The sequence below is a fragment of the Leptospira alstonii serovar Sichuan str. 79601 genome (assembly GCF_000347175.1).
GTDB lineage: Bacteria > Spirochaetota > Leptospiria > Leptospirales > Leptospiraceae > Leptospira > Leptospira alstonii.
The window spans coordinates 72,689-96,304 of the sequence record NZ_ANIK01000052.1 but is presented as its reverse complement, the minus strand read 5'-3'; the positions used below and the strand labels follow the sequence as shown (position 1 = coordinate 96,304).

Annotated in this window: 18 protein-coding genes and 3 pseudogenes; 18 read left to right on the top strand and 3 right to left on the bottom strand. The window is 40.7% G+C overall.

Annotated features, from left to right (window positions below; translation table 11 throughout):
• Positions 1-167: 167 nt before the first annotated feature.
• On the bottom strand, positions 168-641 hold the full coding sequence (locus tag LEP1GSC194_RS11510) for a DUF4442 domain-containing protein (RefSeq protein ID WP_020773689.1): 474 nt from the start codon (positions 639-641) through the stop codon (positions 168-170).
• 176 nt (positions 642-817) lie between these two features.
• On the opposite strand from LEP1GSC194_RS11510, the gene LEP1GSC194_RS11505 reads away from it, so the two are divergent.
• The 5 genes from LEP1GSC194_RS11505 (at position 818) to LEP1GSC194_RS11480 (ending at position 7,727) form a co-directional block, all read left to right on the top strand.
• Entirely contained in the window at positions 818-2,848 is a 2,031-nt protein-coding gene (locus LEP1GSC194_RS11505) for a neutral/alkaline non-lysosomal ceramidase N-terminal domain-containing protein (protein ID WP_020773753.1), read from the top strand.
• Between the two features lie 255 nt (positions 2,849-3,103).
• On the top strand, positions 3,104-4,126 hold the full coding sequence (locus LEP1GSC194_RS11495; protein WP_020773733.1) for a synaptic vesicle VAT-1 family membrane protein: 1,023 nt from the start codon (positions 3,104-3,106) through the stop codon (positions 4,124-4,126).
• Between the two features lie 334 nt (positions 4,127-4,460).
• Positions 4,461-5,402, top strand: a complete 942-nt coding sequence (locus LEP1GSC194_RS11490) for a polyprenyl synthetase family protein (RefSeq protein ID WP_036042493.1) — start codon at positions 4,461-4,463, stop codon at positions 5,400-5,402.
• Positions 5,383-6,162: a TlyA family RNA methyltransferase gene (locus tag LEP1GSC194_RS11485; RefSeq protein ID WP_020773672.1), complete on the top strand. Its 780-nt coding sequence runs from the start codon at positions 5,383-5,385 to the stop codon at positions 6,160-6,162. Before LEP1GSC194_RS11490 ends, LEP1GSC194_RS11485 begins: the two co-directional genes overlap by 20 nt.
• 332 nt (positions 6,163-6,494) lie before the next feature.
• Complete coding sequence (locus tag LEP1GSC194_RS11480; protein WP_020773716.1) at positions 6,495-7,727, top strand: acyltransferase family protein; 1,233 nt, start codon at positions 6,495-6,497, stop codon at positions 7,725-7,727.
• A 232-nt stretch (positions 7,728-7,959) separates the two neighbouring features.
• Here the strand turns inward: LEP1GSC194_RS11480 and LEP1GSC194_RS11475 are convergent, their stop codons facing one another.
• Complete coding sequence (locus tag LEP1GSC194_RS11475) at positions 7,960-10,482, bottom strand: penicillin acylase family protein (RefSeq protein ID WP_020773693.1); 2,523 nt, start codon at positions 10,480-10,482, stop codon at positions 7,960-7,962.
• A 949-nt stretch (positions 10,483-11,431) separates the two neighbouring features.
• Between LEP1GSC194_RS11475 and LEP1GSC194_RS23445 the strand changes: the two are divergent.
• The 12 genes and pseudogenes from LEP1GSC194_RS23445 to LEP1GSC194_RS23440 form a co-directional block, all read left to right on the top strand.
• A pseudogene (locus LEP1GSC194_RS23445) lies at positions 11,432-11,611 on the top strand (SufD family Fe-S cluster assembly protein); the annotation flags it as partial.
• A 517-nt stretch (positions 11,612-12,128) separates the two neighbouring features.
• A complete protein-coding gene (locus LEP1GSC194_RS11455) occupies positions 12,129-16,100 on the top strand; it encodes a PAS domain S-box protein (protein ID WP_020773704.1) in 3,972 nt (1,323 codons plus the stop codon).
• A gap of 326 nt (positions 16,101-16,426) precedes the next feature.
• A complete protein-coding gene (locus LEP1GSC194_RS22660) occupies positions 16,427-16,573 on the top strand; it encodes a hypothetical protein (protein WP_046690929.1) in 147 nt (48 codons plus the stop codon).
• Positions 16,574-16,734: 161 nt separating this feature from the next.
• Complete coding sequence (gene queD / locus LEP1GSC194_RS11445; RefSeq protein ID WP_017808036.1) at positions 16,735-17,127, top strand: 6-carboxytetrahydropterin synthase QueD; 393 nt, start codon at positions 16,735-16,737, stop codon at positions 17,125-17,127.
• Positions 17,128-17,153: 26 nt separating this feature from the next.
• Positions 17,154-17,642 (top strand): hypothetical protein, encoded by a 489-nt coding sequence (locus LEP1GSC194_RS22295; RefSeq protein ID WP_173644568.1) that lies wholly within the window; start codon positions 17,154-17,156, stop codon positions 17,640-17,642.
• A gap of 149 nt (positions 17,643-17,791) precedes the next feature.
• Positions 17,792-18,034 (top strand): hypothetical protein, encoded by a 243-nt coding sequence (locus LEP1GSC194_RS11435; RefSeq protein ID WP_020773692.1) that lies wholly within the window; start codon positions 17,792-17,794, stop codon positions 18,032-18,034.
• Positions 18,024-18,299 (top strand): type II toxin-antitoxin system RelE family toxin, encoded by a 276-nt coding sequence (locus LEP1GSC194_RS11430; RefSeq protein WP_020773679.1) that lies wholly within the window; start codon positions 18,024-18,026, stop codon positions 18,297-18,299. Before LEP1GSC194_RS11435 ends, LEP1GSC194_RS11430 begins: the two co-directional genes overlap by 11 nt.
• Before the next feature lie 259 nt (positions 18,300-18,558).
• Complete coding sequence (gene queC / locus LEP1GSC194_RS11425; RefSeq protein WP_036042492.1) at positions 18,559-19,272, top strand: 7-cyano-7-deazaguanine synthase QueC; 714 nt, start codon at positions 18,559-18,561, stop codon at positions 19,270-19,272.
• Positions 19,273-19,340: 68 nt separating this feature from the next.
• Positions 19,341-19,625: an NAD(P) transhydrogenase subunit alpha gene (locus LEP1GSC194_RS11420; protein WP_000434762.1), complete on the top strand. Its 285-nt coding sequence runs from the start codon at positions 19,341-19,343 to the stop codon at positions 19,623-19,625.
• Between the two features lie 4 nt (positions 19,626-19,629).
• The gene (locus tag LEP1GSC194_RS11415) at positions 19,630-21,030 is read left to right on the top strand and encodes an NAD(P)(+) transhydrogenase (Re/Si-specific) subunit beta (RefSeq protein ID WP_020773734.1); all 1,401 of its coding nucleotides are present in this window, start codon (positions 19,630-19,632) and stop codon (positions 21,028-21,030) included.
• Between the two features lie 80 nt (positions 21,031-21,110).
• On the top strand, positions 21,111-21,344 hold the full coding sequence (locus tag LEP1GSC194_RS22655; RefSeq protein ID WP_020773742.1) for a hypothetical protein: 234 nt from the start codon (positions 21,111-21,113) through the stop codon (positions 21,342-21,344).
• A pseudogene (locus LEP1GSC194_RS23440) lies at positions 21,304-21,969 on the top strand (WGR domain-containing protein); the annotation flags it as partial. The gene LEP1GSC194_RS22655 and the pseudogene LEP1GSC194_RS23440, both read left to right, overlap by 41 nt.
• Positions 21,970-22,001: 32 nt before the next feature.
• On the opposite strand, the gene LEP1GSC194_RS11400 reads toward LEP1GSC194_RS23440, so the two are convergent.
• On the bottom strand, positions 22,002-22,973 hold the full coding sequence (locus LEP1GSC194_RS11400) for a glycerophosphodiester phosphodiesterase (protein ID WP_020773694.1): 972 nt from the start codon (positions 22,971-22,973) through the stop codon (positions 22,002-22,004).
• A gap of 452 nt (positions 22,974-23,425) precedes the next feature.
• On the opposite strand from LEP1GSC194_RS11400, the pseudogene LEP1GSC194_RS23065 reads away from it, so the two are divergent.
• Positions 23,426-23,521: pseudogene (locus LEP1GSC194_RS23065) on the top strand (heme-binding protein); the annotation flags it as partial.
• Positions 23,522-23,616 lie beyond the last annotated feature (95 nt).

The following is a 23,616-nucleotide window of genomic DNA, read 5'->3' as shown; positions in this document are numbered from 1 at the left end:
TTCAATGAAACAGAAACAAATGGAAAATTAATTTCTCAACAACTCTAATAAATGAATTATAAACGGAAGAGATAAAGTCGGATCAGTGTTGTTACAAGGCTATAGTAACGGTGATCCGCTTTACGAATATGCGCGAGAAAGTCGAATTGCGAGTTAAGGATAAACGTTCAGTTATTTTCTTTTTTGATTCTTTCTTTTCTTCTCACATAAACCACCTTGTCCAGTTCCGCGACCACCTTACCCGTTTTTGCGTCGAAGATTTTCGCCTGAAAGAACGCGTCTAACTTTCTTTTTTCATCCGCTTCTTTTCGAATTCTTTCTATCTCTTCGCGAGAAATCTCAAAGTCCGCGTAAACCTTACCGATTCCGGGTGTGACGAATCGAATCGTCGCGGCCTTGTCCCAAACGATGTATTCCTCTCCTAAATTTTCCATAAGGATCAGCATGTAAAACGGATCGCACATGGAATAAAGCGAACCTCCGAAGTGGGTGCCGACAAGATTTTGATTCCACCAATGAAGTTTCATTGAGAGTTGAAAATGAGTAAAATCTTTGCTGATTTTTTTGTATCGAATCCCGGCCGCAAAGTAAGGAGGATAGAAGTTAAAAAAATAAAATCGAAGTTTTTTCCATAAATCCATATAGTTTGACACCAAACATTTTAGTTATTTTACCTTTTGTTGTCGATCAGGTTGATTTTGAAATCAGAAAATAAGAGATTTGTAATTAAAATCGTTTAAAATGTTCTTTAAAAGAAGGAAAGCGTCTTGATTTTTCGAAACCATCTTATAGAACCATCGGCCCGGAGGAATTCGATTTGAAAAATTTTTATTTCCGCGCGAATTTTCTGATCCTATTTTTTGTGTTAGTCGTTCTCGGTTGCGGCGATTCCACGGTTTACGTGATTAAAAATAAAAAACCTTCGGTCGTTTCGAATACGAAAGGACTTTTTGCGGGGGCTTCCAAAGCGGATATCACTCCGCCTCCCGGCCTTCCGCTTGCCGGTTATTCCATGTTGGCAAACACCGAAAAAGGATTTAGAACCAAAATTTACGCGAGAATCATCTATATTCGAAAAGATCAATATTCTCCGTTGGTTCTGATTCAAACCGATTTGCTTTCGGGTTCTCTGCTTTTACATCATAAACTCGCGGAACGTCTCGCCGAAAAAACGGATATCAGTCTCGGGGGAATCGTTCTTACTGGGACTCACACACATTCGGCTCCAGGAAATTTTTATGAAAATAATTTTTACAACGAGTTTGCGGGAAATAAGTCCGGTTTTGAAAAAGAATGGTATGAATTTTTGGAAGATAGGATTTATAACGCGGTCCTGGAGGCTTATCAAACCGCAAGACCCGCAAGAATTGCAACAGGAAAATCTAATATTTGGGGTTTAACCCGAAATCGTTCGATCGAGGCTTATGCGGCCAATCGGAATTCCGGAATCGAAGAAATCAAAACCGAACAGATCTACGACGCGGTAAATCCGGAGATGGCGATGGTTCGAATCGACGCGAAAGACAAGAACAACACGTTCAAACCTTTGGCGGTTTATACTACTTATTCGATTCACGGAACTACGGTTCCTTCCTGGAATAAAGTCGTGAATGCGGACGTCTTCGCTTATCCGGAAAGGGAATTGGAGAATAAGATCAAGGAAGAATTTAAAACGGACTGGGAACCTTTACACGCGGTTTCCAACGCGACACACGGCGATAATTCTCCCGATTATCGCGAGGACATGCAGGGTTTTATCGAATCCAAAAGACTCGGTTTTGAAATATCAAAAAAATCTTATGAACTTTTTCGAAGTTTAGATGGGAAGTTCAACGACGACGTTACGTATTCTTACAGTTCCAAGGAAGTGGACGTTTACGAAAATCCGAAGATGGGAGAAGCGGAACTTTGCGGTAGGCCCGTTGTTGGAACCGCGTTGACCGGCGGTGCGGAAGACGGAAAAACTCCCGTTTTATTCTGGCTTCCGTTTTGGGGAGAAGGTTGGCCTCGTTATATTTTCACCGGAGGTTGTCAGGGACATAAACGTACTGCGGGTTCTTTCTTTCAATATCTGGTTTTGGCAAAAAAAAATTTCCCGCATAAAATGATTCTTCAATCCGCAAGAATCGGGGACACCGTTTTTCTTGCCGTTCCTTTCGAAGTCACAAACGAGTCGGGTAGAAGATTCTCCGATGCGGTTTTGGAAGCCGAAAAGCAGAGAACGTCCAAAAGCAAAGAATCGTTTGTTCAAACTTCGGTTTTGTCTTGCGCGAACGGTTACTTCGGTTATGCCGCGACTCCCGAAGAATATTCCAAACAACATTACGAAGGCGGTCATACGATTTACGGACCTGCCACACAACCGTTTTTACAAGCTCATCTTATAGATCTCGTAAAACAAATGCCCGCGGAAGGCGGAAGCGAAAATTTTCCGGAGTTATGGGAATTTCAATTGGATACGAAACGGTATATGCCCGAGAAACGGGAAGCAAAAGGAAGTCGTGAATTGAAAGAGATTCCGAGACTCGTCCTTGCGGAAGAGAATTTAGAGAAACATTGGATCTTTCGTTATAAGGATGTAAATCCCTCCCGGATTCAATTTCATCGACCTTTGATTTCCATTCAATATAAGGAATATAAGGAAGACTGGAAGGTATTACGACAAGAAGGAAGAACGGTGAACGATAGCGGAACGGAATTGGACGTTCGTTTTCAGGGAGATTCTTCGGAAGGGATGGCGATCTACGAAGTTCGCTGGTTCAATCCGGAATTTCATTCCAAACGAAAGTATCGGTTTGCGATCGCGCCTCGAGGCAAAGAAAAAGAATTTTATTCTCCCGAATTTTGATCTCTAAGGAACGAAAGGGAGTTGGGAATTTGTATCCTGCCCTTTTGTTTTAAAATAGGTTTTTTTCGGATCGACGATCCTTTTTTTGAAAGCGGAAAATGTTTTTGAAACTTTATCCGTGCGATCCAAGATCCGATCAAACGGATAAAAGGATTTACTTTGAGTTTTACTTGATCTTTCTCTCAAATTCGGATACGGCCGAGTTTTCGAAAATTCTTCTTGCTCTCTTGTTTCGAATTCTTATAACCTCCTTTCATGCAAAGAACGATCGCCCTCGTCAGAAAAAAAGGATCTCTTGAAAACGTTCATTTGGAAACCGAAACCCTTCCCGAGCCGGGTGAAAACGAAGTACAAATCGAGGTTCATTCGATCGGATTGAACTTCGCGGATTTATTTGCAATTCAAGGATTGTATAGCGCGACTCCGACGGGAGCCTTTATTCCGGGACTTGAATATTCCGGAATTGTAATCGCTGCCGGAAAAAAAGTTAAGAACGTAAGGAAGAAAGATAAAATTATGGGGGTGACCCGTTTCGGCGGTTACGTTTCTCATTTGAATATCGATTCAAAATACGTTTTTAAACTTCCTTCCAAATGGGACTTCGACCAAGGCGCGGGTTTTCTCGTACAAGGATTGACCGCCTATTACGCGTTAGTCGCCTTGGGGGATCTTAAAAAAGGACAAACGGTTTTGATTCACAGCGCGGCCGGTGGAGTGGGAATTCTCGCAAACAGAATCGCAAAAAAATTCGGGGCGTTCACGATCGGAACGATCGGAACTTCGTCCAAAACGGATCTTCTCAAAAAAGAAGGTTATGACAAACAAATCGTTCGTTCGGGTCGATTTAAAAAGGATCTCCAAGAATCGCTTTCCGGGAAAGATTTGGATCTCGTTTTGGAATGTATTGGTGGAAAAATTTTTCAGGAAAGTTACGATATCATGGCTCCGATGGGAAGAATGATCGTCTACGGCGCCGCGGAAATGATGGGAGGGGGCAGCGGGGTCAACTGGCTTCGACTTGTTTATAAATATCTTTCCAGGCCGAAATTGGATCCGATGCGTATGGTTTCGGATAATAAGGCGGTTATGGGTTTCAATCTGATTTGGCTTTATGAAAAGGTCGAAAAATTGACCAAACATTTGAACGGTCTCGTGAAACTCGATCTTTCTCCGCCGCATATCGGCAGAACGTTTCCGTTTGAGAAAATCGACGAGGCTCTGAAATACTTTCAATCCGGCGCTTCCGTAGGAAAGGTCGTATTAAAGGTGAAATCTTAAACGTTGACGAACAAATGAAAACGTTAGGCGAGGTGGTATTTTTAAAGGATTCTTTTTGAGCCGTATTTAAAATGAGTTCGGTTTAACAAATGCGAAAGCGATTGAAGCGGAATCAACAAATTGGAATGACGCAAGAATTTAGTTTTTCGAGCGGACCGTCAATTTGTTGATTGGAGCCGAAAGCGCGGTCCGGCCTTGGCAAAGCCAAGGCCGGATTCGCCCAAACTAATTCGCGTTATTTAGAAATAGTGCAGGACTTCGTTTTGAAAAGCTCTTTGTTCGGGATCGGACTTTGCTTTACAATTCGAAGTTTTTTTTTCAACCTGGAGGTAGAGTGAGTCAATCTTCCTTTTCCGAAATGTTCCGTTCTTATAGAGTCGAGTTTGAAAAATTTTTGGATTCTCAAACCCTTTCGATACTTTCCAAACAATCCGCCCCCGAACTTTTTGAAGCGATGAAATACAGCCTCGTCGCCGGAGGCAAACGACTCAGGCCGGTTTTGGCGTTGGCCGCTTTCGGAGAACTTCAAAACGAATCTCAAAACGTTCTTCTACTAGGATCGTCTTTGGAATGTATTCATACCTATTCTTTGATTCACGACGATCTTCCGAGTATGGATAACGACGATTTTAGAAGGGGTTTGCCGACTCTGCATAAAAAGTTTTCCGAAGCCACCGCGATTTTGGCGGGTGACGCCCTCAATTCTTTCGCGTTTTATTTCGTTTCCTTGATTCAAGGGGAGACGGGGGATTATTTACTGCATCGAGATTTATTAGAAATTTTGCATGCAGGTTCCGGCGCGCCCGGGATGGTTTCGGGACAGATCTACGATTTACAAATGGAAAGGGAGAATACAAAAGGGCAAAATTCTAAGAACGAACAAGAAAAGATCGCAATGGTTCAATTGACTCATCGTTTGAAAACGGGCGCTCTCATTAAATCGGCCTTACTCTTAGGAAATCGTCTTCGTAAGGACTGGAAAAAAAGGGAAGAGTCCTTATCCAAATACGGAGAGGATCTGGGCCTACTGTTTCAAATCACAGACGACATCTTGGATGTGGAAGGAACCTGGGAAACCTTGGGAAAAACTCCGGGTAAGGATCAAAAAACGGGTAAGATCACCTATCCGTCGTTATTCGGAATGGATCGTTGTAAACAAATGGTCGAAGAACTTCAAAAAAATCTAATTCTTATCGCTTCCGATTTCGTTTCCACCGACAAAGAGGGAACTTTCTTTCGGGAACTTCCGATTTACATTGGCCAGAGAAAAAATTAGGCTCGATATTCTTCTTCTAAACCGGGGACTTGCACAATCTCCGGAAAAAGCGAGAAGTTTGATTCTTTCCGGCTCCGTTTTGGTAAACGAACAAAAGATAACCAAAGTCGGATTAAAATTTCCTAAAGATTCGGTGATTCGAATTCTCAGCGTCATACCGGAATACGTGAGCAGGGGCGCGTATAAATTATTGAAAGTTTTCGACGTTTTTCCGCTAAAAGTCGACGGAAAACTTTGTGTGGATCTCGGCGCTTCGACGGGAGGATTTACGCAGGTGCTTTTGGAAAAAGGGGCCTGGAAAGTTTTTGCCTGCGACGTCGGTTACGGTCAATTGGCCGAAAAATTGAGGAATCACCCTTCCGTTATCGTGAAAGACCGTTTTCATCTGAAAAAATTATCCTCCTCCGAAATCGAATGGGATACGAATCGTTTTCAAGCGCCCCATCCCGAGTCGATCGTGATCGTTATGGATCTGAGTTTCATTTCCCTCAGATCCGTTTTTCCGGCGATCCGCAAATTGAAAGAAGAAAAACACATTCCAAAATTAGAATGTATTACTTTGATAAAACCCCAGTTTGAAGCGGATAATAAAGATCTCGTCAAAGGAGTTTTAAGGGATTCCAAAATTCGACTTCGGATCGTTCGTTCTCTTTGCAAATATCTCAAAAAAGAAATCGGCGGTACGGTTTTGGGTTTGGAATGGTCTCCGATCGAAGGTCGAGACGGAAACAAGGAGATCCTTTTGTATTGGAGATTGTAACGCTGCTCTTAAGGAATCCGATTTAGAATTTTTTATCGATCCGATCCAAACCTTAACAAACCGGCGCCTAACTCTTTGAAATGCGGGAGTTCCCGCACTACTTTTTACCCGTAAAACTTCAAAGTTCACTTTACATTTTGATTCGAAAAAATATACGGTATAATTCTTGGAAACCTCCATAGAATCCGAAAGTGACAAGCAATCCGTTAAAATTTTCGTTCCAACGATTTGTTTTCGGGTTTTAACGAGTTTATAATTCTTTCACGGGGGTTTCGCGATCTATTTTAAAATATAAGTATATCAAAAAATTCGAATGTATTGAAACGGGGTTTATGGAGCAAAAAAAAGAAAACAAAAGAGAGGAAATTCCTCCGTTGAACGGGTTGAGGGCGTTCGCAATTACAACCGTATTCGTATATCATTATTATTTTTATTCCGGATATACCGCCGCAAATAAGAACTCCCTCCTTGAGGCGTTTATTGAAATGCTTCATCATTTTGAAGTGAATTTGTTTTTTATTCTCAGCGGTTTTTTAATTTCCATGGCCTTATGGAAAGAATGGTCGGAGAACGGAAGAATTCGTTATCTGGATTTTTTCTTTAAGCGAAATTACAGGTTACTTCCCGTTTATTATATTTTTATCACGATCAGTTATTGGATCAATCGAGTCTCTTATTCCATCAGCCAAAAATGGGTCGCTACAAAGGAGTTATCCGTACCCGACAAATTGATGGCCTTACACGTTATGGAAAGTACGGATAACGGCTTGCGAAACGCCTGGGGTGATTTTGTTTTTCTCGGAAATTATCTAAGAGGACCTAACATCCATACTTGGTTCCTATCGATCATAGAACAATTTTATCTGATATTCCCTTTTTTCTGCGGATTCGTTCTGTTTAAACGGGATTTTTTTACGAGGCAATGTATTCTTTGGTGTTTGTATTTGATTCCCGGAATATTAAGGATTTATATTTATCTCAATCCTGACGTTTTTGGAACGGATTATGAAACCTTGGTTTTTCGTCCCACACATACTCGTGCGGATTCGATCGTGATAGGGGTGATCCTCATGGATTGGATCGTTAATCGCGGAGATTATCTAAAAAAATATCTATCGGGTCGTATAATAAGTTTTTTATTAATTTTATTACCCGTTTTAATTTTAGTTTTTGTGAATTTAAAAAGCGAATCCATTTATTCCTTTTTTTCAGGAACGGTAAGATTCAATTTGATCGATTTAGTTTACGCTTGTATTCTTTTATCGGTGATTTTCTTTCCTAACACTTTTTTAGCGAAAGGGTTGGGTGCGAAATTCGTCGCCCCGATCTCCAATCTAAGTTATACGATTTATATATGGCATTTGCTTCTTTCCTTAATTTCCTTCGGCGCGTTAAAACTCTTATTACCCGATCTTTTTGAAACCGGCCTGGCGTTTTTCGTTTTAAGCCTTTTGTTTAGTTTTCTTTTTACCTTGGGCGTTTCCTGGTTGATATATCGATACGTCGAAGAACCGCTGAGTCGCCTTTTTAAAAGGATTTTTTCGTATTTGTCCGGGAAACGTTAACCTTACGATCCGTTTCGATGATTTCAAGAAATCCCCGCGCAAAGGATCGAAGCGAGGTCAATAAATTTGTGATTCGATTTTTTTTGTATATAAATAGATTTGAAATTTATTGACCTGAGCAGAGAGCCTGGTGGTCGGCAATTTCAAAATTTTTTTTCTTGTCTAAAAAATTGCCCGACCATGCGCCCGGTATTTTAAGCTTTCGTTAATTTCTATTTTTGAATTTTATTTTTTATTTCGGAATCATCTTCAAAACGTACTTCGAGTCCTTTTCGATTTGAGATTGAGTGAATCGAATCGTTCGGTGTTCTCCGTTTAAGAACATACGGATCTGATCTCCGTAAAACGGAGAACCCAAATTCCCCGAGTTGCCAGTCGGTAATACCGACCAGGAATTTTCAGGATGTGCAAGATCGATAATTCTCCGTTTGGAAGGTCCCACACGAGGTGTCATCTTCGGATTGATTTCGTGTTGATTCATGAGATTAACAACGGATTCTCCCGAAGCGACCGGAAAGGGGCCTTGATTGAAAATCAAACCGAGAACCGGAACCTTTCCCATCGGATGTTCAAACGTGATTTCGTGAACCTTTTCCCATTTCCAGGAAGAAGGAGCGCCGCCGAGTTCTTTGGATAAATAACGAACCGTTTGTGCAAAAGAACGAATGAGAATATCTCTCCTTGTTTCCCGGCGATCCGGAGTGGAAAGATCGTCCCAAAAATCGGATTTCGGATTAGCAAGAATCGATTTATACGCGTTCCAACGTTCCGCGCTTTCGCCGAAAACTTTAAGATCCGATTCTCCGAATTCGTCCGTCCACAAATTCAACATTACGAATTGATTGAGCGTGTGAAAGATCGTGGCGCCCGATGCGTCTAACGTGTTTTCTCCGTCGAACTTCCGATAGACGTCCAGGGCTTCCTGAAATACTCCGGACCAATTTTTATCCTCTTCGAGTTCGAGTGAAATCAAAGGAACTATGGTTCTCGCCGAAAACGAATGAACGTCGGTCTGAACTTTTTTAACGTCGTCCACAGACCAATTTTTTTTCCCAGAGAGAAGTTCGTAGATTCTTCTTCCTCGATCCGATTCCTGCCAATAACCTTCCGGCTTTCCATATCCTTTCAGATCGTATGTAGGAAGATGATTTGCGGTGAGAATGATTCCTTCGGGCGGATTTATAAGTTTCGGATTCTGTTCGAAAGGAAGATAACCGATCACATCGTCCTCTCCCGTAGCTCCATTCAAAATCTTGCGAGTATTGGTTTTCTTTTTACGAATCGGAAATCTTCCCACTCCCCACCAAGCGATGTTTCCGTTCGCATCCGCATACGAAACGTTCAATCCCGGAGAAGGTAACTCGGAAACTACCTTGGAACATTCCTGCAAGGAAGAACAACGTCCCAGGAAATAAACCGTTTCCAGTACCGGAACCGGAAGGTGATGAAGGACCCAATAAAGAGAAACGACCGATCCCGTATATTCCGCGATCGGTTTGGAAAGAATCGGACCGTGAGAAGTCACTTGAATCGTAATTTCTCGGGCTTCCTCTCCTTTGACGGGAATCGATTCTTTAAAAACCTGAATCGGAACCCAGTTTCCTTTTTCTTTTACAAGATCCGGTTTTGTGGGATGTAGAACCTCTTCGTAAAGATCCATATCGTCGTTTTCGAGCATGGTCAATGCCCAAGCCTTTTTCGCGTTATGCGCGATTAAAGGAAAAGGAACGATGGGAAGATGATATCCGTAGGTCTCGTGATCGCCCGCTTTCAAATGAACTTCATACCAGGTTCCCGGATTGCTATAGGCGATATGAGGATCGTTCGCCAAGATCGCGCCGCCCGTCGTTGATCGGGAAGGAGCGATGACCCAAGAATTACTTCCTAAAAAAAGAGGAAGTTCGTTCAAGATTCGATTCGTTTTTCGGATCACGGAATCCAAGTCGGAAAGTTCTTTGGATTTTGAAGTCGAAAATTTTGATTCTTTCGCTAAGGGAAAAAAGTTCTTTCGATTTTCGGTCGGCCTTTGGGGAGAATAGGAAGGTTGATTCTCTTGGATCGAAAACGGATCTTCCGCATCGTGTCTGGGAAATACTTCTCTTACGTTTCGATTCGGAAGTCTGTTCTCCAAAATGGTATACAGAGAATCGTTTCGCAAAGCCTCCGCAAAAGAAAAAGATAATAAGGAAAGCGCGCTCAATACGTCGAGTCGATCGAATGGTTTCGGTTGATATCCCAAAATCGTAAATTCGATCGGAAGCGATTCCGTTTTTAAAAAGAAATTGATTCCTTCCAAGAAAGAATCCACTTCTTTCAGAATTTGAGGATTTCCTTTTACGGATTCCTGCAACATCTTTTCCGCGGTTCTTCTTAAAAGAACCTGTCTTAAAAATGTATCCGTTGGAACGAGTTCGGCTCCTAAAACCTCGGATAATTCTCCCTTTGCGGCCCTTCTTAGGATTTCCATTTGAAACAAACGATCGCTCGCGCTTACGTAACCTAACGCGAAGTAGGCGGAAGAGGAATCTTCGGATTGAATGTGAGGAACCCCGTAAGAATCTCGAACTACGGAAACGGATTTCGTAAGTCCGGGAACGCTTAATTCTCCCGACAAACGAGGAGCTTTCCGGAAAATTAAAAACGCAAATGCCGCTTTTGCAAGAACGACAAGAACAAGAAGCATGATCAGGGATCGACGAACCCAAATCGGCGTTTGATTCCAAAGTCGCGATATTGTATGGATGATATTTTTCATATTCTAACCGGTTTCCGTAGTTCTAAAAAGGAGTTTAAAGCCGAGAGTTCTTACAAGTTTGGATTTTATTAAACTCATCCAAAAAAAATAACGTAAGTATTTGCTTTTTTGAATCCATTTGCCGTGGAAAATTCGGATTTTAGAAAAGGCATAAAATTCAAATTTGCAAATCTCGGTTTCTCGCTCCTTTCGGAACAGGAGCTTATTCATACCGGCCTCAATGGCAAGAAAAGTTTTTAGTAAGAGCCGCTTTTTCCAAATCCTTTTTGATCCGATTTGAATCGATATAGGATTAGAATAACGGATCGACCCCATTTTAAAATATAGAGCCGATTGTTTCGATGTAGAAACGGCGGTCCCTATGAAATTTCGGAATCGTCGGGGAACTTTTGCAGATTCAAGAATCGATGATTTTTCAAGGTGGGTTATGGAAAACGATTTTAAAAATACATTCGTAGTTTATGATATTTTACTGTATCACGCCTAGGATCTTGCGGTCGTACCCCATCGGAGAAAAATTTTAGATTTCGTCATATCGGATCGGTTTCGATTCGTTTCTAAAATCAAATGGGGTTTCCTTTCGAAGGAAACGGATTTGTTTTCGTTTTAAGACGATCCATCCGAAACGTTCGTATGCGATCCGGAAAATTCTCAATTCTATTTTTTAAAACCCTCTTTGAAATCAGTCAAAGACGTATTGTTATACGGACGGAAGTTTACGAATGCGGAAGGATTATTCCTTTGGAAATTGAGCTTTGGAGTTCGAAAGCATCGAGACGATTCGGTTACGATCGCGGCTTTCAATCGGTTCGAGTGATTCTTTGTTTGCAGAGTTGAATTCTTTTTTAAGGAGAATGCGATCGAAAGAAAAGGAGGAGTTCCCACAATCTGGAAAACCGAGCTTTTGTTGCGGGATTCGATTCCCTCAAAGCGACATAAAATCGGGTTTGTGTTGAGTGAAGCTCGTATCTCAAAGCGAATCGATGTAAGTGAGGAGATCGATAACCAACCGCACAAGTTGGGAGGGATTTTGGAAGTAGAAGGATCAAAACGGATCTTCAACTACGAAGTCACCGTATCTCGGATCGACGAAGATCAGCTTTTTTATCTTCAATCGCGCGGACTGTCCTAAGACGGGCACGTCCTCCAGGAAAACAACGGGTTCGTGTGAGTTGAATTGGAACCTTTCCAAGTTTAGAATATTTGAATTTTTTGATGTTTGAAAAAATAGAAATTCTATAAAAAGAACTTGTCCCAAAACTTACCGATTCTTTAGAAATTTTCGTTTCTTTGAGAATTTTACAAAGGTATTGGGATAGACTCAAAGTAATTCTTTACAGCGGTAAATTCTTTAGAGTTGTTGAAAAATGGATCCCGACCGCTTTTTCATTTCATTAGAACTGACGATTCGGACCGCTTGATTCGGAATTATAGAGTTTTTTCAACAACTCTATTTTACTATTTTTTTAGGATATGTTATAGTATTTTTATTCTATCGTAATCGTTCATTTTAAGATTCTTTTGCAAATATCCATTCATTTCAAAAATGTAAATCGCTTGAGCCCTCTCAAAAGCTTAGATAAAATTGTTCTTCCTTTGCTAGGTCTCCTTTAGTTTTTGAACGTCTTTTATAGTATCCTTAACCAATGAAGATCTTTGACTCAAATCTATTCAATTCTGAATTCTTCCAACAAATTTTCGAAACCAGTCGAGACGCAATTGCAATCGCCGATTTGGAGGGAAATTTTTTAGAGGTAAATCTTGCCTTTCTGACTCTAACGGGTTATTCTTCGGAAGAACTTCGAAAGATCAGCTTTTGGTCCCTGATTCCGGAAGAATGGATTGAAAATCAAAAAACGATCATTGAAAAATATCTTTTTCCTTCCGGTTATTCTCAAGAATTTGAAAAAGAATATATCCGTAAAGACGGTTCCATCGTTTCAATGAACGTAAAGATCTATGTGATTCAGGACGATCTGAAAAATCCGATCTCTATCTGGGGCAGCGTAAGAGATATTTCCGAACATAAGAGAAACAAGAATATTCATCAAAAGTTATACGAAGAAGTCAAAGAAAATCGGGAGGCTCTTGAAAGACTTTTTTTCCTAAATCCCTTGCCGATATCAATCACGGAGATCAATACGGGTAAACTCTTGGAAGTAAACCGTAAATTTGCGCAACAAATAGACTACGATTTTAATCAGTTAAAAGGTAAGACGACCGTCGAACTGGGGATTTGGTTTTCAGACGACGACAGAAAGAAGGTCGTTTCGCTCGTGAGACAAAACGGTTTCGTGGATGGTTTAGAACTTCGGTTTCTCACTACTAAGGGTAAGGAATTTTGGGTATTATTTTCCGCACAGCTCATCGAATACAAAGGTAAGAATGCACTTTTGTCCATCCCGGTTCCAATAACCGATCGTATTCTGGAAGAAAAGGAAAAACAAAGACTCTTGGATGAAGTCCGGGAAAAAGAAGAAATTTTAAGTCAGATTTTTAGAATGAATCCTTCCGCAATCACATTAGCAAAAGAGAATGGAGTTTACATAGACGTTAACGATCGTTTTCTTGAATATCTCGGAAAAAAGAGAGAAGACGTATTATCTAAAACCCCCGCCGATCTTGCGGATTCCTTTTATTTGTTTGATAGAGCTACAATTCTTCAAACGCTTCGAGAGAAGGGAATCGTTCAAAATTTTGAAGGTAAGTTGCGAATTTTCGACGGTACAATAAAAACGTTATTATTTTCATTAAGATTTTTAGAATCCTTCGGTGAAAAGAAAATTCTTACAATCGGTCACGATATTACGGAACTCAGAGAGTCGACTCGGTATCTGGAAACTCTCGCGAAAGAATTGGAAAAGAGTAAGGATCTTTTTCAAAAGTTATTTCAATTGATACCGTCTTCCGTAGTTGTCACGGATTTGGAAACCCGAAAAATCGTAGATGTCAATGAACGGTTTTTGGAGATGATTCAGTTGAAACGAGAAGACGTTATCGGCAAGACTACCCCGGAAATTCATGTCTGGGATAAGGCGATACATCTTAGAAACGAGATCTACGAAGCCCTTTCCCATAACAACGAGGTTAAAAATTTAGAATCCGTTTTTATGGCCTTTGACGGAACGGAAATTCCAATTCTCTATTCCGCGAGGATAATCGAGTTGGATGGAAGAAAACAAATCATTTCTCTAGCGACGGATATTTCCGAAAAGAAAAAAGCGGAGGAAGAGAGAAGGCATTTGGACGAGGAACTTCGCCTTAGCAAGGACTTATTTGAAAAGCTATTTCAACTGACTCCGGCTGCGGTTTCTCTGTCCGAATTAGAAACCGGAATCTATCGTCAGATCAACCAATCTTATTGCGATCTTATCGGTTATACAAGAGAACAGGTTCTCGGAAAATCATCGAGCCAACTTGGAATTTGGAAAGATTCTTTGGATCAAGAGAAGTTAGAGAAGGAACTGGAGGATAAAGGTTGGTCGGGCACGATCGAGGCGACCATTCAAAACGCGGGCGGAACATTGAAACACGTACTTTCCGGCAATCGTGTTTTTCGATTGGAAGGGAAACAGATGTTACTCTCTCTTTTGATCGACATTACAGATAAGAAAAAAGCCGAAGCGGAACGGGACGAGTATCTTGCAAAAATGCAGGAAAGCAAAAATCTTTTCGAAATGATCTTTGAAATGAATCCGGACACGATTACTCTCAGCGAGTTTAAAACCGGTAAGTATATCAAAGTAAACGAACATTTTTCCGAGATGCTCCAATACTCAAAAGAAGAAGCGGTGAAGTCTACTTCTCTACAGCTTGGTATTTGGCAAGACGTTCAAAACCGAGACGAGATCGCAAAAAAATTACAAGAGGAAGGACTCGTTCGAGATTACGAAGTTCAATTTGTAAAAAAAGACGGTAGCGTAGTAGACGCCGTCTTTTCAGCGCGACTAGTCAACGTAGGAAATTCTACGACTATAATCGCAATTACAAGAGACGTTACCCTTATCAAAAACGCCACACGCGAAAAAGAGGAACAAACAAAAAGGATCGCTTTGCACGCTCAAGCGTTGATGGAAATGGCGACGGATTTCGAGTTTGCCACCGGTAATTTAGAAGCGGGCGCTAAAAAAATTACGATCATGGCGGCCGAAGTTTTACATTGTGAACGAGTTTCGATTTGGATTTTTGATAAAGACGATCTCGCTACTTCCTCTTTAATTGCGGGTTGGGATAAAAGATCTCAGGCTCACATTGAAACTACTAGCATGAAATTTAGCGATTATCCGAATTACTTCGAAGCGATTCAACTAGATCGTTTTGTGGATGCTACGGACGTAATCAATGATCCAAGAACCAGAGAATTGGCCGAAAGTTATTGTATTCCGTTGGGAATCAGTTCTTTACTCGACGCACCTTTTTTTCTTAGAGGAAAAATGAAGGGAATTATTTGTCTCGAACATAGAGGCGAACTTAGAAAGTGGAAGGGATATGAAAAACAATTCGTGGTTACCATAGCGGAGCAGGTAACTCAACTTTTTCTCAATGCGGAAAGAAAAGAGGTCAAGGAAGAATTGGAAAAGGCGGTTCAAGTCCGAACTTCCGAATTGGCGCACGCATTGGAAAATTTGCAAAAAACTCAGGATCAGTTGATTCTTTCTGAAAAGATGGCTGCGCTTGGACAACTTATGGCCGGAATCGCGCATGAAATCAACAATCCGTTAGGCGCTATTGCGGCTCTAAGCGGGGAGTTGAAAGCCTATTTAGATTCTTCTGCGGATCGAATGGAAAAGTTAGGTTCTGAACTTTTTCAGGTTGGTTCCGATTTTGTTCATGATCTGTCGGAATTAATACGGAGTGGAATCGATAGCAAGGAAAACGCGCTTTCCAGAGAGAATCGAAAGGGTGCATTGGATGAGATCAAAAGAAAGTTAGTCGCTTTGGGTTATCAAAACGCTCATAGTCTTGCGGATCGTCTTTTGGACAGCGGTCTTCCCGGCGCTGTGAATGAATTTCCGATTTTGTTTGCGAATCCGACTCATTATCTTTTGGTAAAATACGCTCTCGAAGAAATTCAAACATATAAGAATATTCTTTCCATAAGACTCGCAGTGGACAGGACGTCTAAGATCGTATACGCTCTAAAGAGTTATGCTCATATAGATTCTGAAGAAGTGGGCGGAAAGGTAAAGACGGATCTTGCGGAAAATATAGAGACGGTTCTTACTCTGTATCAAAATAAGATTAAGGCAAGTGTGGAATTGGAGCTTGAATTTTCGAAAGGCCTTGTCATCGAAGTGTATCCGGACGATCTCGTTCAAGTATGGACCAATTTGATTTACAACGCGCTTCAAGCGATGCGGTTTAAAGGAAAGATTAAAATTTCCACATTGGATTTAGGGGAAGAAGTTCAAGTTTCCATCGAAGACAACGGGCCTGGAATTCCTTTGGAAGTGCGAGAGAAAATTTTCGATCCTTTTTTTACCACCAAGGGACCTGGAGAAGGAAGCGGTTTGGGATTGGATATTTCTCGAAGGATTGTAAAAAAACACGAAGGCAGAATCGAATTGGAATCGGAGCCTGGAAAAACGATCTTTTATGTGATTCTTCCTAAGAAATAGAATCGTTTGTCTTGTCTGCGCATATCGGGCAGGTATTTCAGCGAAAATCTCTTCCTTCGTAACGAGCGCATAATAGCTTTCGACCATTTTCATCACGGTAGCGACGATAGCTTTTTGTTTCAGACAAAAACTTTGAAGTCTCCCACAGTATTTAGAACGTGTAAGACCCCAGGCAACTTGAATGAGAGGTCTCCTGCTCAAGGAAGAGCCCCTTTTTTGGCGATTTTGCGGAAGTTTGTAGTTTCGCCGGAAGAATCGATGGTATCATCAAATTCCTAAAAACCGAGTTGCTTGACATAGGCAGGCTTTCCAGTTTTTTGGTCGGTATGAATCAGAAAACTGCAAAACTTCTCAACAAATACGCAGAACTTAAGGGTGTAAGCTCCAAACAAATCAAAAGAGAATGGTTGGTTTTGAACGAACACCAAAAAGATCAAAAAAGACAGGAAATTTTGAAAGAGCTGGTAAAATAAACCGGCTTTTTCTCAGTCTCTTCAACCTGATCCCGGTCGACTTTCGGATCTTTCGAACTTACAGCTTGTCTTTAAATTCGGATTTTCTTATATCACAAAAGTTGAATGCTGCAAGAGGTTGTCGCTTTTAAGGCAGACTCTTATAAAGCCGGGCAGATCTCATGGAAGAAATCGAACTCACCAAAGAATTCCGCTTCGACGCCGCTCACCTCCTTCCGAACGTACCCGACGGTCATAAATGCAAACGACTTCACGGTCATAGCTTTCGGTTTAAACTTCATTTAAGAGGAAAAATCGATTCAAAAACGGGTTGGTTGATCGACTACGCTGAAGTCAGTAAGATCGTAAAACCTCTCATCGAAAATCATTTGGATCATTATTATCTGAACGACGTTCCCGGACTTGAGAATCCTACTTCCGAAAATATTTCCATCTGGCTCTGGAATCATCTCAAACCTTTATTGCCATTACTATATAAAATCACTCTGAACGAGACCTGCACAAGCGCTTGTATCTACGAAGGTCCGAAAGGATCCGTTAGCCGCCATTTTTAAAAATTAAACTTATGAACATGCATCAAATTAGATTCTTAATTCTAATAATGTTTTTAATCTTTTTCCTTAATCGGAATCTTTTAAGCTCAGAAGTGAAAGGATCATGCTTTACCATATATCCAAACGTATTGGTAAGATCTACTCCAAGTCAGAATGGAAAGATTGTTAGAAAGATAGAACAATCTTCTTTGATAAATATTGAAGATAGTACTTCTGAAGTAACCAAAATAGAAATACGCAATAATTTTGTTGAAGGTAATTGGATAAAAATATCAGACGGTGTGAAAAATTATAAACTAATTCTCCGAAAGAATAGCCAAGAAATGGTCATTGATTCTCGAGAAAAACGTTATGAAATGACCTCATTGATTTTTGTTGGTGATGGAGAATTAGATTTCGTATTTGATTTAAAGGATCATTATAACGTCTCAAATCAGCATTTATATATTTCTTCTGAAAAGGAAAATGATTTTTTTGTCGTTCCCGTTTCGGCTAATTGTACGACCGGATGTTAAAAGCGGCGGCTAACTATCGGCTCTGACGCTGCGCTTCGGGATACTACGCACCCTCGCTTGGCTTTCGACACATTTCGCTTTGTCAGAAGAAGAGGTTTGACAATTGAATGTTAATGCTATATTTTGAATAAAAATGCAGGTTCCTATAAATGTCCAAAACAATTACTCTACGTATTGAAAATCCGATTTACGATATATTCAAGAAAGCGGCGGAAGGAGAAAGGCGTACGATCTCCAACTTTATTGAAAATGCCGCAATTCAATATTTAACGAATGAATTTTATATTTCTGATGAAGAGATGGATGAAATTCTTTCGGACAAGCAACTCATTTCATCTTTGAAAAAGGGTCTTAAAGAAGTAGCTCAGGGAAAATATAAAGTTGTCCACTGAATATAAAATTGCGGAAACCGAATTATTTCAAAGTAAACTCAAGGATCGTCGATATTCTCATCTTCAAAAGAAATTATTGGATTATGTATATCCTTTATTAAAAAAGAATCCATTATTTGGTCCGAATATCAAAAAACTAAAAGGAGATTTTTCCGGTCTTTTCCGATATCGTATTGGAAAATATCGCTTATTCTATTTGATTAAAAATATTGAATTATTAGTAATCTTTGTTGATATAGATCAAAGAAAAGATAGTTATAAATAGGAGCGAACGCAACGTCGAGGAGCCCCTTTCGTTAGTGAAAGCCTGGCAAAATAGCTTTTAAATAAAGAGTTAAAATAGGAATAATCATTTATTTAAAAAAGAAATTAATGAAAAATGAATGATGAAAACAAAAAATGCGATATTCTTCGCCTAACACAATATATGACTCCGCTCGGAACGTCCTTCGGGAATATTTTGTTTCCCCGAATATGTTCCCACAAAACATTTCCTATCGGCGAATCGTGTGAAGAAGGCGGCATTGGATTCTAAAAAGAACAAGAATGTAAATCGAAAGAACTTCAAAGAGGAATCTTCGGACAACAAAGCAGTTGTACTTTTATCCGGAGGATTGGACTCGACTACTTGTTTATATCAAGCGGTTGCCGATGGAAAAAAAGTCCAAGCTCTTTCCTTCGATTACGGGCAAAGACATAAGATCGAATTGTCTTATGCGAAGAAGATCACTCGCAAATTAGGAATTCCTCACACGATTCAAAAGTTAAAACCGGAATTGTTTTTAGGCTCGTCGTTGACTCAGAAGTCGATCAAGGTTCCTAAAAATTCCTTGGGAAAAGACGAGATCCCGAACACTTACGTTCCGGGACGAAATATTCTCTTTTTATCCTTTGCGGTTTCCCTTGCGGAAGGAACGGGTTCGGATTCCATATACATCGGCGTGAACGCCATGGATTATTCCGGTTATCCGGATTGTAGACCGGAGTTCATCAAGATGTACGAGATGGCGATTCAACTCGGAACCAAAAAAGGAAGCCAAGGTTCCCCGATCAAAATCGTAACTCCTCTGCAAAATCTTTCTAAGAAAGAAATCGTTCTTCTCGGGAATCAACTGAAGGTTCCCTTTCATCTTACATTCTCCTGTTATGACCCGAAGGACGGAAAAGCCTGCGGAAAATGCGACGCCTGTATCTTGAGAAAAAAAGGTTTTCAGGAGACTGGAGTTTCTGAAAAGTGATTCCATCGGTTTACCCGGCCTTCCCAACCGTCTTCCGGGAAGAAATCTCTGATTAGGAAAAAGTTAGAATGGAACAGTTCGTAGGTTACCTGACGATCTTCTTATTAGCCGTATTCGTTGGTTTCGAGGTCATCACTAGAATTCCTCCTCTTTTACATACTCCTCTTATGTCAGGTTCCAATGCTATTTCCGGAATCACGATCATCGGAGCGATTCTTTCTCTTCATTCCGTGAACGGTCCTCTGATCAACATCATCGGATTTATCGCCATGGTTGCCGCTACGATCAACGTTGTAGGCGGGTTCTTAGTAACTCATAGAATGTTGGGAATGTTCAAGAAGAAAGAAAAGTAAGAATATGGAAAAATCGATCATCAATTTAGTTTATCTTCTCTCCTCGATTCTTTTTATCGTTGGGTTGAAACTTCTTTCTCATCCGAAGACCGCAGTCAAAGGAAACTTTGTCGGCGCCGTTGGTATGTTTTTTGCGATCGCGGCCGCCCTCGTTGAAAAAGGTCTCGCTTACGAGTATATCTTGGCGGGATTTATTGTCGGAACCGCAATCGGAGTTTATCTTTCCGTAAAAGTGGAAATGACTTCCATGCCTCAGCTCGTTGCGGCATTGAACGGTTTTGGCGGGCTCGCTTCCTTCCTCGTTGCAGGCGCCGCAGTGATGGAAGTTCTTCATCAAGGAACCAACCTCGCAGTTCTAAAATCGTATCAGTTTACGATTTCCACCGCCGCTTCCGGAATCATCGGAGCCGTAACTCTTACGGGAAGTTTTGTGGCTTACGGAAAACTCCAAGGGCTTCTCTCCGAAAAAGCGGTTCGTTATCCGGGCGATCAAATCGTAAAAATTCTTTTCTTTCTCGGTTCTATCGCTCTCAGCTACTTCGTTGTAATCCAGCCTGAAAAGATAGAATGGTATTGGTATGTCGTAGCGGTAGGTTCCGTTCTTGGAATTTTACTCGTTATGCCGATCGGCGGAGCGGATATGCCGGTCGTAATCGCCCTTCTGAACTCTTATTCCGGAATCGCGGCCTCCGCCACTGGATTCGTACTTGGAAACAACGTTCTGATCATTGCAGGTTCTCTTGTTGGAGCTTCCGGAATTATCCTAACACAGATTATGTGTAAGGCGATGAACCGTTCTCTTGCAAACGTTCTCTTCGGAGGATTGGGCGCCGCAGTCGATACTTCCAAAGGCGGAGAAGACATCTACGCGGGAAAAACCAAAAGCACTTCCGCGGAAGAAGTTGCGATGCTCTTGGATATGGCTCAAAGAGTCGTTATCGTTCCCGGTTATGGAATGGCGGTCGCGCAAGCGCAACACGCAGTAAGAGATCTTTATAATATTCTAACGGATAGAGGGATCGACGTGGAGTTCGCCATTCACCCGGTTGCGGGAAGAATGCCGGGTCATATGAACGTTCTTTTGGCCGAAGCCGATATTCCTTACGACAAGATGAAAGAAATGGACGAAATCAATCCTTCTTTCGAACAAGTGGATGTGGTAATCGTCAACGGCGCAAACGACGTGGTAAACCCTCTTGCTAAAACGGATCCGAATAGCCCGATCGCGGGAATGCCGATTTTGGACGTGGACAAGGCGAAAACGGTTATCGTTATTAAACGAAGTCTAAGCCCGGGATTTGCCGGAGTTCCGAACCCGTTGTTTATCCAGGACAATACTTTGATGTATTTCCAAGACGGAAAAAAAGCGACTCAGGAAATCGTAGCGGCTCTGAAAGAAACATAAAAATTTAATATTCTTTCTAAGAATTTTGTAAAAAGCCGGGCTGTAAAAGGTTCGGCTTTTTTATATTAATAAAGGATTTTATGAAAAAAACTGTTCCATCCAAAAATCAAACCTATTTCTCGGCGAACATCAACGAGATGGCGTCGGCAAAGTTATCTCCGTTACGTTTCTTTTCCGGTAAAAGTGAAGAAGCCATCGATAAATTGATGGATGAAATCAGAATTTATCTCAGAAAGAAAATTCTTATCTATCGTTTAAAAAAAATAAAAACATATGAAAAACCACCTAACGTATCAAGACGAAAAATCCGATAAATTTTGGAACAAGAGGTTGTAGGAAACTCATTTACCGTAACTTACGGAAAAATCGGAACGAAAGGGCAAACGCAAACCAAAACTTTTGACAGCGCAGAAGAATGTTTGAAAGAAGCGGGGAAACTACTCAGTGAAAAATGAAAGAAAGGTTATGTGGAAGGAAGTAATTTTACTAATACGAAATCCTCTACTACTGATTCAGAAAAGAAAAGTTACGAACCCAAAACCGTTTATCTGAAAGAATGGGAAACAATTGTAGATTCGAAAGAATCGCATAACGCCTCATTCAACACTTTACCTATCTCGTAGACAATCCCGAATACGATCGATTGTTGGAAGCAGTGATGCAAAACGCATCAAGTTCCAGGATTGAAGAGAATTCTCTCCAAATCTTATCCCCAAATGATTTACTGTTGAGTGCAAACGCGCCTTCTTTGTCGGATAGGAATCCTCGATCTGGCCGGAAAGTTTTAGGAAACTAATCGCAGTTCACAAATTGATAGAATTCTGAGATTCTAAAAATCGAAACATCAATCGGGATCTTGTTTTAGGGGATCACGGTTCGTTTTCGGATGAATTTATAGACGACGAAGAATTTGAAAACTCAGAAATTCCGTTGATAGATGCGTCCTATTATTTTATATTTCTAGAATATAATTAATTCTTAATTTCTCCGGACAATCGATCTGGATAATCGCTAATGATTCCGTCGACTCCCGCATCCGTCAACCTTCTCATTTCTTCCCGATCATTTACGGTCCAAGGAATCACGGATATTTTATGAGAATGAACTTCCTGCACGAATTTTTTCGTTACGTATAAGAAATAGGGGGAAATGATATCCGCCTTTACTGCAAGAGCCTTTTGGAGGGCGTCTTCGCGCGTTCCGTTTCCAAATCCCAACTTCATCATCGCACCTTGAAAATAAGTAAGGGAAAAAAGGGCGCTCGTCCTAATCTTAGGATTTTTTTCTTTTACGATGGGGAGCGCTTGTATGTAAAAAGATTGAATCGTAGTTCGATCCGCAACCTTTGCATTTTCAACGGCTTGAACCAATAAGCTTACGTGATCCCTTACTTTTTCCAAGGGGATTTGAGAGTGATTGTCGTTCGGAAATTTTGTTTCAATATTGAATCTTAATTTCGGTCGATTCGGGTTGTTCTTTTCGAAGTTTGCAACAAGAGCGAAAAATTCTTCGATCGCAATCAACTCCGTTCCGGGGACGGAAATTTGCTCGGGATATTTCGGATTCTTTTTCGCTCCACAATCCAGTTGTTTCAATTCGGAGAAAGTCAATTCGTATAACGAAGTCGATACGATCGGTGTTCCGTCCTTCTTCTGGCAAATCTCAGGATTCGTTTCCGAATCGTGATGAATGATGATTTTCTTATCTTTGGTTAAGACCGTATCCAATTCCAAAGTGGTCATCCCGTATCGAATCGCTTGTTCAAAGGCGGGCCAGGTATTTTCGGGTCTTAAACCTCTTGCGCCACGATGTCCCTGCAAATCCAAGTTTCCATCCAAAGGTTTGTTGAGGATAGGCGCGCTCGAACAAGTATTAGCCGCTAAGCAAAAAATTAAAACGAATAACGTCTTTAAAAGGTGTCTAACTTTGATTTTTGAATTCATCTTATTACGGATTTTTTTTTGTTTTTCGAATATGGGAAAGCATTTTTTAGACTTGTTTTACCCACTTTCAAAAGTCGGCATATTCTTATTTTCAAAATGTTCCTTTTCCATGAGAGCAAAGGCTTTTTGTAAAAAATTACTTGACCAAGCGAAAGAAGAATGTTGTTTCTTTGTAGATTCTAAACGTCAATTGGAATCTTTTCATCAAACGGTTTTGCGAATGTAGATCCGTCGACCTCGATTCGGATGATTTTTCATCTTACTCATAGCTATATAATAAAGTACCCAATATTTTGCGATGAAAATTAACGGTACTCAATCTTATAGAGATCAGTAGAATCGATTCCGGTTTCAAATCCCAAAAGGTTAAACTAACATTTGAATATTCGTTTTTATCGATCAATCGGATTCTTTTCGCACAAAACACAACTTCAATCCATAAGGAAAACTTTATGTATACAAGATTATTGATCGCCGTGACGGTTTGTATATTTTTAATACATCCGAGGAGTAATATGAGTCAAAATCAACCTAACTTTCCGGATTACATTCTTTAGAGTTTTGTCTCAAAACTTCGATAGAAATATCTTGAATCGTTTCAAACCCAAACACGAGTTTAGCGACAAATTCTTTAAAGAACCCG